At 44.8% G+C, this 14,704-nt stretch carries 17 protein-coding genes; 10 read left to right on the top strand and 7 right to left on the bottom strand.

All coding sequences use genetic code 11. From position 1 onward, the window contains the following. Positions 1 to 24: 24 nt before the first annotated feature. On the bottom strand, positions 25 to 2,016 hold the full coding sequence (locus tag L3Q72_RS09245; RefSeq protein WP_275129661.1) for a methyl-accepting chemotaxis protein: 1,992 nt from the start codon (positions 2,014 to 2,016) through the stop codon (positions 25 to 27). A gap of 221 nt (positions 2,017 to 2,237) precedes the next feature. Here L3Q72_RS09245 and L3Q72_RS09240 point away from each other — a divergent pair, with 221 nt between their 5' ends. The 7 genes from L3Q72_RS09240 to L3Q72_RS09210 all read left to right on the top strand — a co-directional run bounded on the left by L3Q72_RS09240 (position 2,238) and on the right by L3Q72_RS09210 (position 8,220). Continuing rightward, the gene (locus L3Q72_RS09240) at positions 2,238 to 2,588 is read left to right on the top strand and encodes an HIT domain-containing protein (RefSeq protein ID WP_275129660.1); all 351 of its coding nucleotides are present in this window, start codon (positions 2,238 to 2,240) and stop codon (positions 2,586 to 2,588) included. 56 nt (positions 2,589 to 2,644) lie between these two features. After that, positions 2,645 to 4,033, top strand: coding sequence for a hypothetical protein (locus L3Q72_RS09235; protein WP_275129659.1), 1,389 nt, complete (start codon positions 2,645 to 2,647; stop codon positions 4,031 to 4,033). Next, positions 4,033 to 4,419 (top strand): YcfL family protein, encoded by a 387-nt coding sequence (locus L3Q72_RS09230; protein ID WP_275132093.1) that lies wholly within the window; start codon positions 4,033 to 4,035, stop codon positions 4,417 to 4,419. The genes L3Q72_RS09235 and L3Q72_RS09230 overlap by 1 nt, the downstream gene beginning before the upstream one ends. Positions 4,420 to 4,435: 16 nt before the next feature. Then, entirely contained in the window at positions 4,436 to 5,026 is a 591-nt protein-coding gene (gene lpoB, locus L3Q72_RS09225) for a penicillin-binding protein activator LpoB (RefSeq protein ID WP_275129658.1), read from the top strand. A 79-nt stretch (positions 5,027 to 5,105) separates the two neighbouring features. Beyond that, on the top strand, positions 5,106 to 5,960 hold the full coding sequence (locus tag L3Q72_RS09220) for a phosphotransferase (protein ID WP_275129657.1): 855 nt from the start codon (positions 5,106 to 5,108) through the stop codon (positions 5,958 to 5,960). A gap of 88 nt (positions 5,961 to 6,048) precedes the next feature. Next, positions 6,049 to 6,591, top strand: a complete 543-nt coding sequence (ycfP, locus tag L3Q72_RS09215) for an alpha/beta hydrolase YcfP (protein ID WP_275129656.1) — start codon at positions 6,049 to 6,051, stop codon at positions 6,589 to 6,591. A gap of 339 nt (positions 6,592 to 6,930) precedes the next feature. Next, positions 6,931 to 8,220 carry an NAD(P)/FAD-dependent oxidoreductase gene (locus tag L3Q72_RS09210; RefSeq protein WP_275129655.1) on the top strand — a complete coding sequence of 430 codons (1,290 nt, stop codon included), beginning with the start codon at positions 6,931 to 6,933 and terminating at the stop codon, positions 8,218 to 8,220. A gap of 59 nt (positions 8,221 to 8,279) precedes the next feature. Here the strand turns inward: L3Q72_RS09210 and L3Q72_RS09205 are convergent, their stop codons facing one another. The 4 genes from L3Q72_RS09205 to L3Q72_RS09190 all read right to left on the bottom strand — a co-directional run bounded on the left by L3Q72_RS09205 (position 8,280) and on the right by L3Q72_RS09190 (position 10,062). Beyond that, positions 8,280 to 8,693, bottom strand: coding sequence for a type II toxin-antitoxin system YafO family toxin (locus L3Q72_RS09205; RefSeq protein ID WP_275129654.1), 414 nt, complete (start codon positions 8,691 to 8,693; stop codon positions 8,280 to 8,282). Then, positions 8,690 to 8,983, bottom strand: coding sequence for a hypothetical protein (locus L3Q72_RS09200; RefSeq protein ID WP_275129653.1), 294 nt, complete (start codon positions 8,981 to 8,983; stop codon positions 8,690 to 8,692). Before L3Q72_RS09200 ends, L3Q72_RS09205 begins: the two co-directional genes overlap by 4 nt. A 163-nt stretch (positions 8,984 to 9,146) precedes the next feature. Continuing rightward, entirely contained in the window at positions 9,147 to 9,506 is a 360-nt protein-coding gene (locus L3Q72_RS09195; RefSeq protein ID WP_275129652.1) for an MmcQ/YjbR family DNA-binding protein, read from the bottom strand. Continuing rightward, complete coding sequence (locus tag L3Q72_RS09190; RefSeq protein ID WP_275129651.1) at positions 9,499 to 10,062, bottom strand: TetR/AcrR family transcriptional regulator; 564 nt, start codon at positions 10,060 to 10,062, stop codon at positions 9,499 to 9,501. The genes L3Q72_RS09195 and L3Q72_RS09190 overlap by 8 nt, the downstream gene beginning before the upstream one ends. Positions 10,063 to 10,193: 131 nt before the next feature. On the opposite strand from L3Q72_RS09190, the gene L3Q72_RS09185 reads away from it, so the two are divergent. Next, positions 10,194 to 11,087, top strand: coding sequence for a haloalkane dehalogenase (locus L3Q72_RS09185; RefSeq protein ID WP_275129650.1), 894 nt, complete (start codon positions 10,194 to 10,196; stop codon positions 11,085 to 11,087). A 79-nt stretch (positions 11,088 to 11,166) separates the two neighbouring features. On the opposite strand, the gene L3Q72_RS09180 is transcribed toward L3Q72_RS09185, so the two are convergent. Beyond that, a complete protein-coding gene (locus L3Q72_RS09180) occupies positions 11,167 to 12,066 on the bottom strand; it encodes a LysR family transcriptional regulator (protein ID WP_275129649.1) in 900 nt (299 codons plus the stop codon). Positions 12,067 to 12,165: 99 nt separating this feature from the next. Here L3Q72_RS09180 and L3Q72_RS09175 point away from each other — a divergent pair, with 99 nt between their 5' ends. Both L3Q72_RS09175 and L3Q72_RS09170 read left to right on the top strand, forming a co-directional pair. Continuing rightward, positions 12,166 to 13,086: a hypothetical protein gene (locus tag L3Q72_RS09175; RefSeq protein WP_275129648.1), complete on the top strand. Its 921-nt coding sequence runs from the start codon at positions 12,166 to 12,168 to the stop codon at positions 13,084 to 13,086. Positions 13,087 to 13,400: 314 nt separating this feature from the next. Beyond that, the gene (locus L3Q72_RS09170) at positions 13,401 to 14,120 is read left to right on the top strand and encodes a phosphotransferase (protein ID WP_275129647.1); all 720 of its coding nucleotides are present in this window, start codon (positions 13,401 to 13,403) and stop codon (positions 14,118 to 14,120) included. Here the strand turns inward: L3Q72_RS09170 and L3Q72_RS09165 are convergent. Continuing rightward, the gene (locus L3Q72_RS09165) at positions 14,117 to 14,662 is read right to left on the bottom strand and encodes a GNAT family protein (RefSeq protein ID WP_275129646.1); all 546 of its coding nucleotides are present in this window, start codon (positions 14,660 to 14,662) and stop codon (positions 14,117 to 14,119) included. The two genes, L3Q72_RS09170 and L3Q72_RS09165, sit on opposite strands and share 4 nt — an antisense overlap. Between the last annotated feature and the right edge of the window lie 42 nt (positions 14,663 to 14,704).

Below are 14,704 nucleotides of genomic sequence, written 5' to 3'. Positions count from 1 at the left end.
GTTTTTTATCAAAGTAATGTCAATTTACAGTTTAAATTGATGAACTAAGTCAGACTGCTCCTTCGCCAGGCCTGTCAGGTCACTGTTTACCGCTGTAATTTCAGACATCTTTTCATGGCTGTCTTCCGCAATATGATTAATGTCTTCCAGGCTTCTTGCTATGTCGGAGGTGGTTTTAGTCTGCTCCGCCGCAGCCTGAGAAATGTGGGTGCTCAACTGGCTTATCTCCAGGATCAGAGCCTGAATCTCTTCCATGGCGCTGTTGGCCTGAGAAGCCTGCGAAACAGACTGTTCCATATCCTGCATGCAGCTTTCAATAACATCACCGGCAGAGCGGGAGCTGGATTGAAGGTTACTGATCATATTTTCAATTTCTGAAGTCGATTCTGATGTGCGCTGAGCCAGAACCCGTACTTCATCAGCAACAACGGCAAAACCTCGCCCTTGTTCGCCTGCACGGGCGGCTTCAATGGCGGCATTCAGTGCCAGAAGGTTGGTCTGCTCGGCAATATTCTGAATCACATCCAGAATTGTACCGATCTCAGCACTCATTTTTTGCACGTCAGAGACCGCATCCACAGATTCATTTAACCGGGCTTCCAACTGGTTAATGGTGGTGATGTTGTCACTCATAATCTGGCGGCCGGACTCTGAAGCGTTTTCGACTAGCTGAACTTTTTCTGAGGAGTTCTGCGCGCTCTGAGCCACTTCTACAACGGAATGCTCCATCTCTGTCATTGCCGTAGCTACATTGGCTGTTTGTTCTCTCTGATGGCTTAGCTGGCTTTGCGCGGACTCAGAGGTTTCCTGATTGGTATTGGCTGCACAAGTCAGGTTATCGGAAGCGGCATTCAGCTTTTGAAGAATGCTGTGCAGGTTTTCTGCCAGCGTATTGATGTGGCCACTTACCCGTGAAAACTCGTTGTTATACCGGATTTCAATGCGTTGAGTGATATCACCTTCAGCCAGGCTCTCAAGGGACTTAAGGATGCGGGTCAGTGGTTCTCTTACACTGTGTGCAACATGGTATCCGATGGCAACAGCGATAAGTACCACGGCGATACCTATGATAATCGCATTACGTAAACCGTTGTCGTAGATTTCCCCGGCTTCTTCTAATGACTTATTCAGATCCTGTGTCGCAAGCTGATTAAAACTATCCAGCATTTCCATTGCGCTATCAACCTTGCGGGTAAGGTTGGCAATATTTTGATAGAGCTTTTGTTGTGATACAAGGAAGGTGTAGTGCTGGTCCAGAACACCACCGGGTTTGCCTATGTCCTGAGTAAATTGTTCCACGGAATCTGAAAATTCAGCTTTGATTTCCGGAGACTGAGTTGCCAGGCCATTGAAAGCGTAATTGAGATGAGTGACCGCCTTTTTGTTTACTGCAACTGCTTTTTTTACCAGCTCTGTATCTGCGCTGGCAAGCGCATCCACGGTAACGTCAGAGGCCACCTCCAGTTTGGAGAAATAGCTTTTAGCCATCAGTTTTACAGAGATGCTTTTTTGTTTGGCTACACGCTCTTTCATTCCCACGGTAAGCTCGACATTTAGGCGCTGAAATGCTCTGGTGGACTGAGAGACTTTTTCTTCAGCAGCAAACATACTGCTGAAATTGCCCATGGCTTCTTCTGCTTCTGTAAAATAGCTCTCTTCGAGCTGCCTTAGGTCGGCCATTTTATTTTGCGCACCGGCATAGATCTGGCTCGCTTTTTCAAGCTCTGCCAGGGTTGTGTTAAAGGTTTGTCTCGATTTTACAAACTCTTCACGTATCTGTTTCATTCTTTCCTGATCATCGGAAGTCAGATAATCTTTGAAGAGCTTATCAGAAGATAACAGCTGAACACTGGTCTTATTAGACAATGAAACAAAAGGCAGAGAGCTCTCTGATACCGCACCAAACTTAGCGTATATGCTGTTCATCCCATTTATCATCAGGGCAATGGTGGCAACAAACATAATTACTATTAATGAAAAACCAGCGTACATTCGCCGGATAACTGAGCCTTTCATTAAATCTCTCCATATCAAAAAGGGAAGGTAACAGGAAGTAATTTACTCCCAAAAAATTGATAAAATTGTAACATATTTGATACTCGAAGCGCGTTATGCATAACTTGACTAAGTGCTCAGTTTTGATTTTTTGTGCGCCCGGTAAGTCGTTGTATTGTGATTTATATACGCATGGCGCATACTAAAAAACAAATCAGGGATTCTTAGTATTGGAGTTAGAAATGGCAGAAGAAACCATATTCAGTAAGATTATTCGTAAGGAAATTCCGGCTGATGTTTTGTATCAGGACGATTTAGTTACGGCATTCAGAGACATTAACCCGAGAGCGCCGAGTCATATTCTTATCGTTCCGAATAAACTTATTCCGACAACCAATGATCTTGAAGCCGATGATGAGCTTGCAATGGGACGTCTGTTCACTGTGGCTAAAAAGCTGGCGAAAGAAGAAGGCATCGATGAGAACGGTTACCGTCTAATCGTAAACTGCAACTCGCATGGCGGTCAGGAAGTTTACCATATCCATATGCACCTGCTTGGTGGTAAGCCTCTGGGGCCACTTATTCTGGGTTAATCTAAAGCACTCAGGACAGATTGTTCTGGGTGCCCTTCTTTTATTTGAGGTATGCGGTGAAGAATATTACGCGCTTAGCCTTTATTTCTCTGAGTACTGCTGTTATTTCTGCCTGTGCGAACATGTCCGCAGGCAATATGTTCAGTCACTACAGCGCACAGAACAATGCGGTTTATTCTGCGGTTCAGTCCGGTCAGTATCAGGAAGCAGAAGAGTTGCTTCCCGACTCCACGGCCGGTGATATTCTGGATAATATGGAAAAGGGAAGGGTAACCTTTCTGAATCAGGCCTATCCAAGCAGTCTGGATTATTTTGAGCAGAGTGAAATTGCTGTGCGGGAGCAACAGGATCAGGCTGTGGTTTCCGTGTCTGAATCATTAAACAGCGTTGGTGCTCTGGCGGTTAACGATAACCTGCAGTCTTACTCTCCGGCAGACTACGAATTAGGTTTTTTGCATCTGTATCTGGGCCTGAACTACCTTCAGAGTAACTCGCTGGAAGGGGCGCTGGTGGAGGTAAGAAAAGCCAATCAGGTTCAGGAAAGAGCAAAACAGAAGCGTCAGGATGAATTGGATTCTGCTGAGCAGGAGATGAAATCCAACGGTATGAGTGCCAGCCTGGGCTCTGTTCTTTCTCAGTATCCGGATGCAGGAAAGACGCTTCAGGCAACCCAGAACGGTTATCTTTTCTATCTTTCTGCGCTTTTATATGAAACGGCAAATGAACTAAACGACGCTTATATTGACTATAAAAGAGCGCTGGCGGTTCTTCCGCAAAACCGTCAGGTTGCCGAAGGTGCTATCAGAGTGGCGAAGAAACTGGGGATGAGCCAGGATCTTGCCAAACTCAGAGGTCAGTATCAGGAACCGGCGGCTTTATCGGCTGATGAGGCTCAGATTATCGTTATCGATGAGCAGGGAACGGTATTTGCGAGAGATGGCTGGCAGCAGTCACTGCCGATATACGGACACAAAGGGACCGCATTTTACACATTAGCTTTGCCCTATTATCCGAATCAGGTGACGGAAAGGTATAACAGCCTGAAATTAGATGACAAAACGCTGTCAGAATCTAAACTTGTAGATGTGAACCTGATGGCCAGACAGGATTTGACTGAGCGTATGCCGGCAATGGTGATGCGGCAGGCTCTGAGGCTGGTGATGAAAGAGCAGATAAGGCGAGAGGCCACTAACGGTGATGAGCTGGGAAATCTGCTCTTTAATGTGTGGAACATTTTAACTGAGCAACCGGATACCCGCAGCTGGCAGACGTTGCCTGCAGAGGTTTACAGTAGTTCAATGGTTGTACCGGCAGGTGAGCACCAGCTGGACATAAACGGAAGACTCTACGATATTTCAGTAAAAGGCGGGCGCACTGCTTTGGTCTGGATTTCGCGACAAGGGGAAGGTGCCACAGTTTGGCATAAGCAATTGGGGACATTATGATGAAAAATATAATGATGGCGTTAGTGGCTGTATTGGCGATCGCAGGTTGTACTAAAAACACAGCCGGTTTAAGAGTGGAAGGGGATACTCAGAATGTCCTGTTTGGTGACAATGTTCTGGGTGGCCGCCTGATTATCGATAATATCGCAACCACAGATGTTGATGGACACGCCCGTGGTGTCGTTACATTAACAAGCCAGTACAAAGGCGATCAGAATATCCAGTACCGTTATTACTGGTATGACAATGATGGTCTTGAGGTGAATTCAAAGCTTGCAGCCTGGAAACAGACTTTGGTTAGAGGCTTTGAGACAGTGACGATCTCTGAGGTGTCTGTGAACCCAAATGGTAAGCAGTTCCGTGTTCAAATTCGTCAAGCAGATTAATTGAGGAATCCAAATAATGAAAAAAAGTATTATTGCGTTACTAGGCCTGGCTGTGATCCTGGGTGGTTGTTCCAATAGAGTAAGTTACGGTGATGCGCAGGCAGTAGAAACAACGACAATTGACTTTGGTTCAAGTGATCTGCAGAAAATTGCGGTTGATATGGTTGATAGCATGCTGATGTCCGGCTCTGTGGCGGTCATCACCAGAGACAGCCGCCCAATCGTTTTTGTTGAGCGCATTAAGAACAAAACCAGTGAGCATATCGACACCGAATCCATTACCGACTCAGTCAGTACTAAAATGCTGAACTCAGGTAAATTCCGTTTTGTGGATATGGGTCGTGTGGAATCTGTGCGTAAGCAGCTGAAGTTCCAGAACAACGATGAGCTGGCGGATCAGAGCAACGCTATTCAGTTCGGTAAGATGGTCGGCGCTCAGTATATGCTTTACGGTAACCTGTCCAGTATTGTTAAGCAGGCAGGCAGCGATAAAGACGTATACTATAAAATGACGATGCGCCTTATGGATCTGCAAAGCGGCCTGATTGAGTGGGCTGACGAAACAGAAATCCGTAAGCAGGAGTCAAAAAGCCTGATCGGTTTTTAATCCGTTTGCACCCATTCCGAAGCCAGGGCCAACCGGCTCTGGCTGCTAACCGGGAGCGATTTTTCAGAGAGGTATTTCAATGGCAAAAATGACATGGAATGAAGCCACTTCTCTTGATGAATCTCTCGCTTCTCTGGAAACCTATTTCCGTTCCCCCCCTAAAATGGCAGAACTGCTTTCCGGCGGCCTTACCAACCGTTGCTGGAAAGTGACTTCAACTCAGGGGGAGAGTTTTGTCTGGCGTCCCGTTTCTGCAGCTTCACACGCGTTTGGCATATCCAGAATGAAAGAGCACAGACTGCTTGAGTCGCTTGAGGAGTGCCACCTGGCCCCGGATGCCGCTTATCTTAATCATGCGGGATTGCTGGTTGAGTGGATAGAGGAGGACGATCCGGACAGCAGTTTTCCTGTCGGGGAAATTGAACTGGTCAGCACGCTGGCAAGAATTCATTCCGTGGATATTCACAGCAAACCGATCCCGCTCTTCTCTTACACCGCAAAAGTGGACGGCTACTGGCATCAGCTAAAAAGCAAGCCGGTGGAAAAAGAGTTTGAAGAGATTTACCTCTCCTATCGTGAGCAGCCCATTATCGAGCCGGTTGAGCCGACGCTTTGCCATATGGATCTGGGTATCTATAACCTGATTATGACCAGCAAAGGCATAAGGGTCATTGACTGGGAATACGCCGGAGTTGCTGACCCGAGAATGGATCTGGCGATGACCATCGATATTTCAGAAATTGATATGCCACGTGCGGTGGAGAACTACTGCAAGATCAGACGAATCGAAGATACGGGGGCCTGGCTTGTGGGAATAAACCAGTGGATGCCGAGAAACCGTATGATGGCCATGCTCTGGTACCTTATCGGGCACCAGATCTGGCAGGATGAGCGCTACCTGGAAGAGGCCCACAGGATAAAACTTAAGTTTTAAACAATAAAATGTTTCAAACTTGTTGATTCGTGGTAAATTTAGTGAAGAAGTTCAAACGATAAGTGCCGACAAGGAGTGGGGAGGTACCATGATTATATATTTACACGGCTTTGACTCAACAAGCCCTGGTAACCACGAAAAGGTTCTGCAGCTTCAGTTTATCGATGATGATGTAAGGTTTATCAACTACAGCACCCTTCATCCTAAGCATGATATGCAACACTTGTTAAAAGAAGTACATAAAGTTATTGAGCAGTCCGGTGATCCAAACCCGATTATTTGCGGTGTTGGGCTTGGCGGTTACTGGTCTGAGAGGGTCGGCTTTTTGTGCGGGATCAAGCAGGTGATATTCAATCCAAATCTGCACCCTGAGCAGAATATGCAGGGAAAAATTGACCGCCCTGAAGAGTATGAAGATATTGCCACTAAATGTGTTTCTGAATTCAGAAGAAAGAACAGCGGCAAATGTCTGGTTGTGCTTTCTAGCAACAATGAAGTTCATGACACTAAGGCTCTGGCCGGTGAGCTGGAAGACTATTATGAAATCATCTGGGATGAGACTCAGACGCATAAGTTTAAGAAAATCTCCCAGCACCTTCAGAGAATGAAGGCGTTTAAGGACGCTGAATAACCTTCCTGTTATTTCAAACAATTACCCCTGATTTCCTCGTTCCCACGCTCTGCGTGGGAACGCATACCTGACTAAAAACTTCCACCAACAGCACATCTTTTAAGAGTTTCTAAATAACTAAAAATTGATTTACATCAAAATTTTCTTGCTCGAAATAAATCCGTGTATATAATGCGGATTATTACTTTTATTGATTTATATCAAAAAAAGTTGAGGCAAATAAAGTCAGCAAAATCAAGAGGTGCATAAGCACCCGGTATAGCTAAGTAAATCAAAAATTCTCATGGCTGGGGTAAAACCGGGCCAGATATAGGTTTAGTCTTCTTAAGGAGTATTGTTATGACTCGCATTGTTGTAGTAGGTGGTGGTGCCGGTGGTCTGGAGTTGGCGACAAAGCTAGGCCGCAAATTGGGCCGTAAAGGCAAAGCGGAAATCACCCTGATTGACCGTAAGGCCAGCCATTTGTGGAAGCCATTGCTGCATGAAGTGGCAACGGGTTCCTTGGATGAAGGTGTCGATGCGCTTAGCTATCGCGCGCATGCCAAGAATCACGGCTTTAGATTCCGCTTAGGATCCCTTGAAAACATCGACCGCGAAGGGAAATTTATTACCCTAAGCGCAGCATACGATGAAAAAGGCGAGCAGGTGATGCCAACCAGACAGTTCCCCTACGATATTCTGGTGATGGCAATCGGCTCTACTTCCAACGATTTTAATACTTCCGGGGTGCGTGAAAACTGCATCTTCCTTGATAGTCCAGAACAGGCACGTCGCTTCCGGGAAGAGATGAACAACGAATTCTTCAAGCTTCACTGGAAGGATTACAATGGAACGGTAGATATTGCGATTGTCGGAGCTGGTGCAACCGGTGTTGAGCTTAGCGCAGAGCTTCATAACGCGATTAAAGAACTCCAAGCTTATGGGTTTGATGACTTAGATTCGAGTAAGCTGAATGTGAACCTGATTGAAGCCGGGGAGCGTATATTGCCGGCTCTTCCTCCTCGTATTTCGTCTTCTGCACATAGTGAGTTAACCAGGCTGGGTGTGAATGTACGTACTACGACCATGGTAACAAAAGCAGAGTCTGATGGTCTGACTACAAAGGATGGGGAAAAGATCCCCGCACAAATCATGGTCTGGGCCGCTGGGATCAAGGCTCCTGATTTTATTAAAGATATTGCTGGCCTTGAGACAAACCGTATTAATCAACTGGTTGTAAAAGATACCCTGCAGACAACCCGGGATGACGATATTTTTGTCATCGGTGATCTGGCTCAGTGCACACAGCCTGATGGTTCTTTTGTTCCGCCACGTGCTCAGGCAGCACACCAGATGGCAGATCAGGCGTTTAGTAATATCATCGCAAAGCTGAATAATAAATCGTTGAAAGCCTATATCTACAAGGACCATGGCTCTCTGGTTTCACTAAGTAACTTTTCAACTGTTGGTAGCCTGATGGGCAATTTGACCAAGGGTTCAATGATGGTTGAAGGGCGTATTGCTCGCATGGTGTATATTTCGTTATACAGAATGCATCAGATGGCATTGCATGGAGTGGTCAAAACAGCATTGATGATGTTGGTGGGAAGAATTAACAGAGTTCTTAGGCCAAACTTAAAATTGCACTGATTACGGTTTAGAACCGGAGCAAGCAAGCTCCGGTTTCAGAGGCTTGTTAGTCTGCCTTATTAAAACTGTTGTCTAAACTTCTCAGCAATTAAGCCTAAATTGTGCATGATAGTTCTGTTTCTAGCCTGCTCATGCGCATTAGGAGCAAGAATTGCAATTAAAAGAAAGCAGTTAGGATCTTCCCATCCTTGGCAATACACTAGATGCTTATCACTGGTCTGATAAAATTGAATTTTGCTCAAGAATGGGGCATCGTTGGCTGATAAATGGATATGTTTAACTTCTTCTGATTTCAATATCGGTAGTGTATCAGGATGATCATAGGCTTCGTCTCGACCAAAAATATCTGGCTTTTGACCAGTTTCCTTATACACCCTAAAGTCCTTTGTCAGTCCTTCAAGTTCGTCTTTAGTCAAGGCATCTATTAAAATTTTATGCTTGAAAACTCTAACTTTTAATAGCTTATCACTCACTCTTGGAACTCACCTAAATCGTTCTCATCAAGCTCCGCTAATGCTTGAGCATTAAGATGTGCAATAACATCTAAGCGTGCGCTCATTGGCCTAAATGAAGAAATTGAGTCAGTACCTTTGCCCTCTAAAGCTTTCATAAGCCCTTCAAAAAAGGTCGCGCTCATCATATAACCAGCTGGTTCATTGTTCGACAATACCACTACTGGCTCTCCCGACAAGCAATCCTTGAAATGTTTTCTAGCTTCACTCGATGACACAGCTTTTTCTGCATAGATGGTACTTGTTTTCATGATACATACCTAAGTACTTAATTATGTACTTCTTAGTGTATATCAGAGTGGCTATTTTGTACAAGATAACATGATTGTATTGGAAAAATTCTGCATAAAGTAAATATTACATCGCTGTACGGAGATGGAAGCTCTTGTCCAAAAGCTTGCACGGTCGGTACTGTTAAACCAGACCTAATCTTAATTGCTCTTTTTTACTGAGGGTGCTTGATACGATGCGGTAGGATTCACCTATGTAGTACTTTAAATCCTCGTCCAGGCTCCCGTCAGTTTCTATCTGCTGAATCCACTTCATACCTCGATTTGCAAAGTATGGTGCAGGTCGATAACCACTGTATTCTTTTAAAAAAGCATAGTTCCTGTCGGAGACTTTGAAGGTGTATGCAAGGTCTCCATTTTTTAATGTAAAACCAATAGCAAAAACTTTCTTCCCAACTTTCCAGACGTCAGAGTTTCCCCACTGCACAACGTGATGAGTCGCCTTTAATGACCCGCAAAATTGATTAAATTCTTGTTTATTCATTAGTTAAGCTATCTAAAGTCACTCTATGCAACACACTAACGACCGTTTCATAATCTACGGGTATCGAAGAGGCCGTTACCGAATAGCCCTCAGTTGTAGATAGAAATATAGCAACCGCGTTTGTTAAGTCCGACTCACTCTTTGCTAAAGGACTGAGTTTCTCAGAAACGACCGAAAAGTAGCTTTGGTAGTAGCCATCCAGATACTCTTTTATTGCTTGGTTTCTCGTTGATATTGCCCAGTATTCTCGAAAGATTCGGCACATCTCAGAGATTTCCAGTCCATGCTGGAGAAAAGCTCGTACGAAATCCGTTAACTCATCTTCACTTTTAACTTCAGACATTTCCTGCATCTCCGTCAAGCACTTTGCAAAATAGCGATCAGCAACCGCAATGAGCAAATCGTTTTTAGTCTTAAAGTAGTACTGCACGTTACTCAAGGACATTTCAGATAAGTTGGCGACTTTACGCATCGTAACACCGTAATCACCTTCCGTTTTCAGCAGCTCAAGAGCGACATCTAGAATTTTTTCCGTCTTAGCAATTTTCTTTGACATAAGTTTCTCGTTAAAACAGTGACTTAAAAGTAGCCAATGAAAAATATTAATTTTGATTGTTGACATTGTAGGTCATGAGACCTAAAGTTTCAATCACTAGGTCATGCGACCAACTTTTAAAGGAGCGACGAATGAACAACGTGTTACGTACACCAGATAGCCAGTTTGAAGACTTACAAGATTATCCTTTCGCACCGAATTACATTTCAGATTTAACGGGTTACGAGAGAACCCGTGGTCATTATCTAGATGAAGGAAATAAAGACTCAGAAGAAGTGTTCCTTTTACTTCATGGCGAGCCAACCTGGAGTTACTTATATCGAAAAATGATCCCTATCTTCGCTAAGACAGGTGCTCGCGTGATAGCACCGGATCTACTGGGTTTCGGCAAATCAGACAAACCAACGGCCGAAGAGACTTATACCTTTGAGTTTCACCGAAACTACCTCATTGGTCTGATCAAGCATCTTGACCTTAACAATGTCACTTTGGTGGTACAGGACTGGGGAGGACTATTAGGTCTTACACTTCCTCAGGAAATGCCTGAGCGATTCAAAAGGTTATTGATTATGAATACGGGTTTATTGTTAGAGCCTGTTGATTTTCCGGCATTTAACGACTGGAAAAACGACATTCTGAAAAATGATGAGCTTGAACTTGATAAGTTTATGAAGAAATACGCACCAAACATCAACGAGCAAGAAGCTCGCGCTTATGCGGCCCCTTTCCCAGATGCAAGTTATCAGGCGGGTGTTCGCAAGATGCCTAAGATGGTAGCAAACCCAGAACAAACCTGTAGGGATATCTCGTCGAAAGCAATCCCATTCTGGAGTACTCAATGGGAAGGTGAGTCATTTATGGCAATAGGCATGAAAGACGGCATGTTGGGTCCGGCTGTAATGAACAATATGCAATCTCTTATTAAAAACTGTCCTCAACCTATGGAAATTAATGAAGCAGGTCACTTTGTACAAGAGTTTGGTGAAGAAGTCGCGATTGCTGCACTTAAACACTTTGGTATGTGAAACACTTATATCCCTGGAAGAAGGTAAATAAAACATGAAAGCTTTAAGCAGGTATGATTTTTTAATCTATGTTTTGTTATTACTGAGAAAAATCCATATCGGATAAATAGTCTATCAATGCTCTGACACTTTGCGGGATGTAGTCTCGAGAAGAGAAGTATAGATATACAGGGATAGAAGGTCCCCAGTATTTCTTCAGAACAGGAACCACGGTTTCAGCTTTCAGCTCACTTCTTATCATCCATTCGCCTAAGCCAACGATTCCCCAGTGAGCACATAACATGCCTTTGGCGGCAATAAAACTATCTACTGTTACCTTACCCTGTGGCGTGAATATAAGTTCCTGGTCGTCATCATAGAGGTTAACACTGCGTATTTTCCCTCGCTCTATTGAGCGAATAGGCAGACATTGGTGGCGCGTCAGATCGGCTGGCGCTGTTGGTAATCCGTTTTTCTCCACATACTGAGCTGAGGCATACAGACCAATTTTGCTGGAAAAGAGGCGTCGGGCGATCAACCGGGAGTCCTGGTTGATATAGGTACCAATACCAAGATCGAAGCCGTTTGCCACTAAATCCACACTGGCATCACTAAAATGAAGATCAAATTCGACGTTAGGGTTTAGCTCAGAAAATGCCATTAAATGGGGCAATATGACATCGACACCAAGAGATGTTCCGGGCAGGTTGATCTTAACAATGCCAGAAAGCTCGTTGTTCACTTCCTGACTGGAAGCAATAGCGGAGAATATCCCTTCTACAGCGGGCTGCAGATCAGTGAGTAACGTTTGTCCTACAGAGGTAAGGCTTAACGAGTGTGAAGAGCGATGGAACAATTTAAGTTTCCACTGATCTTCCAGTTTGTTGATGGCTTTGCTCACGGCCGGAGTGGATATCCCCAGGTTTCTTGCCGCAGCAGAAAAGCTTTGCTCTTTGGCAACCTCAATAAATATGGGTAGCTGGCTTGGAAGTGATTTCATAAACTTTAAGTTAACTTTGGTGTTATTTATGGTTTATAGATGGTTAATAAAACTTAGACTACTATTCTCCGCAACACAACAAGAGAGCGAGAGAATTTTATGTTTAAGCATACATTAACCACGTTAGCACTATCTGTATCTGTTTTCGCAAATGTATCGGCATCCGAAGCGCAGTTTATTGAAAAACCGGTTGAGTCAGTCATTTCACTACCTGCCGGTCACTTTTTTGAAAACCTGACCTTCCAAAATAAGGAAGAGCTGGTTGCGACCGATTATACCGGGATGTCGCTGTACAAGTATCATGAAGATGGTCAGGCGACACTCTGGTCTAAAGTAGACGGTCACCCTGTTTCTATCCGTTTCGATGAGAAGGGAGAAGGTCTGCTATCGGTACATGAAACGTCCATACTAGAAGGCAAAGGCTTTCTCAACAGTATGGCACTGTACAAGGTTAATAAAACTGGCGAGCTGACCAGACTACTGGGTATTGAGTCGCCAGCTTTCTTAAATGGTATGGCTTACCTAGGCAATAGTAAGTACCTGATTGCGGATGCTATCAATGGAAAAATCTACCAGTTCGACATGAAAACCAACCAATTGACGACCTGGCTTGATAACGTGATATTGCAACCGGAGCAGGATCGTCCCGGGTTGCCAGGTGTTAATGGTATTCAGCTATATAAGGGATCGCTCTATTTCACGAATTCTGCGAAACAGTTACTCGGGAAAGTAAACCTGCAGGATCAAAAAGCAGGTGCTATCGAGATTATAGAATCCGGTATTCAGGCTGATGATTTTGTTATCGATGGTGACGGTACCTGGTTTATTACCACCCATCATCACGAAATCATTAAATTGACCGCTGGAAAAGAGAAATCTGTGGTGTTGAATCATGGTATTGCGGGCAATACCGCTATCCAGATGAGCAGAAAAGAAGCCGGGATCTTTTATATCACTAACGATGGTGGCCTGCTGTTTGGTGGCAAGGACAATGCAGGCTTGCACAAAGTGAAATTTTAATGTTCTTTGATGGCGAAATATCTACGCCTTACGTTCACCTCATCGGCCAAATCCAATTGGTGTCGCGGTGTTACCAATGGACAAGTTGTCGTTAAACTTCTGTTGCTCTATTTCTGCCTGACAAAATGTGAAGTCACTCGAATTAATAGTTTGGCCTTATTAACAGTTTGCATACTTTTGACATGATTTTTTTGCTTGTTGGCAAGGTTAATGCACATAAATCAGTATGCAAAGTCTTTGAGGCAAAGGTAATCATGGAAATAAGTAATAGAAGAATTTCTATTAACAGGGAGCTCAAAAGAGTGGACAGGCCTATGGAAAAATGGTCAGAATCAGTGCACCTGTTGCTTAACTATATTGAACAGAAGGGATTTATTGGTGCCCCTAAGTTAATAGGTACGGACAACAACCGGGAGCAGTTGAGCTATGTCGAGGGTGAGACCTATGACTCCCATCTGATTGGGGCCATTGCTTCAGAGGAGGCGCTTACCTCGGCTGCTGCTTTACTGCGCCAATACCATGACGCAACGGAAGGCTTTCTTGACGCCAACAAAGGCAAAAAGCTGCACTGGATGCTGGCATCGCGTGGCCCCGAGGAAGTGATTTGCCACGGTGACTTTGCTCCCTATAACGTTGCGCTTGATGGCAATAAAGTGGTCGGCGTATACGACTTTGATGCAGCGCACCCGGCTCCGCGTATGTGGGATATCGCTTACTCTGTGTATTGCTGGGCACCGTTAAAAGCCTGTAATTATGAGTCTCACGGCAGCCTTCCGGTTCAGGTCAGCCGCGCTAAGCTATTTTGCGAGTCCTATGGGGTGGATGCACGAAACTATACTCATTTGGTCGACTGGGTAATTCTCAGAATTCAGGCTCTGGTCTATTTTATGGTGTCCCAGGCGGATCAGGGGGAGCCAAAATACAAGCAGGACATTCAGGAAGGCCATCACCTGAGTTATTTGAGAGATATTGAGTATCTTAAGCAGAATAAAGATGAAATTACGGGCATTCTGCTGGAGTCTATGCACCATTAAACGCTTTCCGGTACAACAGAAAAAACCAGTCCGTCTTTGGGCTTTCCGTTATAAATAAAGCGGTTCCTGACCAGGCCTTCTTCTACAGCGCCACACTTTAACGCAATAATGTGGCCCGGAATATTTTCCGGGTCACAAACAATTTCCAGGCGTGTCAGTTCAAGCTTGGCGAAACAGAATTCTATCAGGGCGTTGAGGGCTTCAATTCCGAACCCTTTGCGCTGATATCTGTCCCCAATCCAGTAGCCTACCTGGGCCATGTTAGAGGTTCGCTGAAACTCTGTGATTGCCACCATGCCAATCATCTCCCCCGATGCCTTGAGGTAGACGCCAAACCCGTAGGAGGAGCCTTTTGCCCAGTTTAAGCGGTTGGCGAGAATAAACTCTTCAGCTTCAGCCTGATTAAAATCTTTATGGGTCCAGTCCATCCAGCGGTGAAGAGAGTAGGATTGTGCAACCAGAGAGGCGAACGAGTTTAGCTCGGAAGTATTGGTAAGCCTGAGTATCAGCTTTTGGGTAACTATGGTGAAGTCGGTATGCATAAACGGCAGGGGCCTGAATGTATCCCCCTCCGACGGAAGGGG

It is taken from the genome of Vibrio sp. JC009 (genome assembly GCF_029016485.1).
Taxonomy (GTDB): Bacteria; Pseudomonadota; Gammaproteobacteria; order Enterobacterales; family Vibrionaceae; genus Vibrio.
This window is presented reverse-complemented; position numbering and strand designations above follow the sequence as displayed.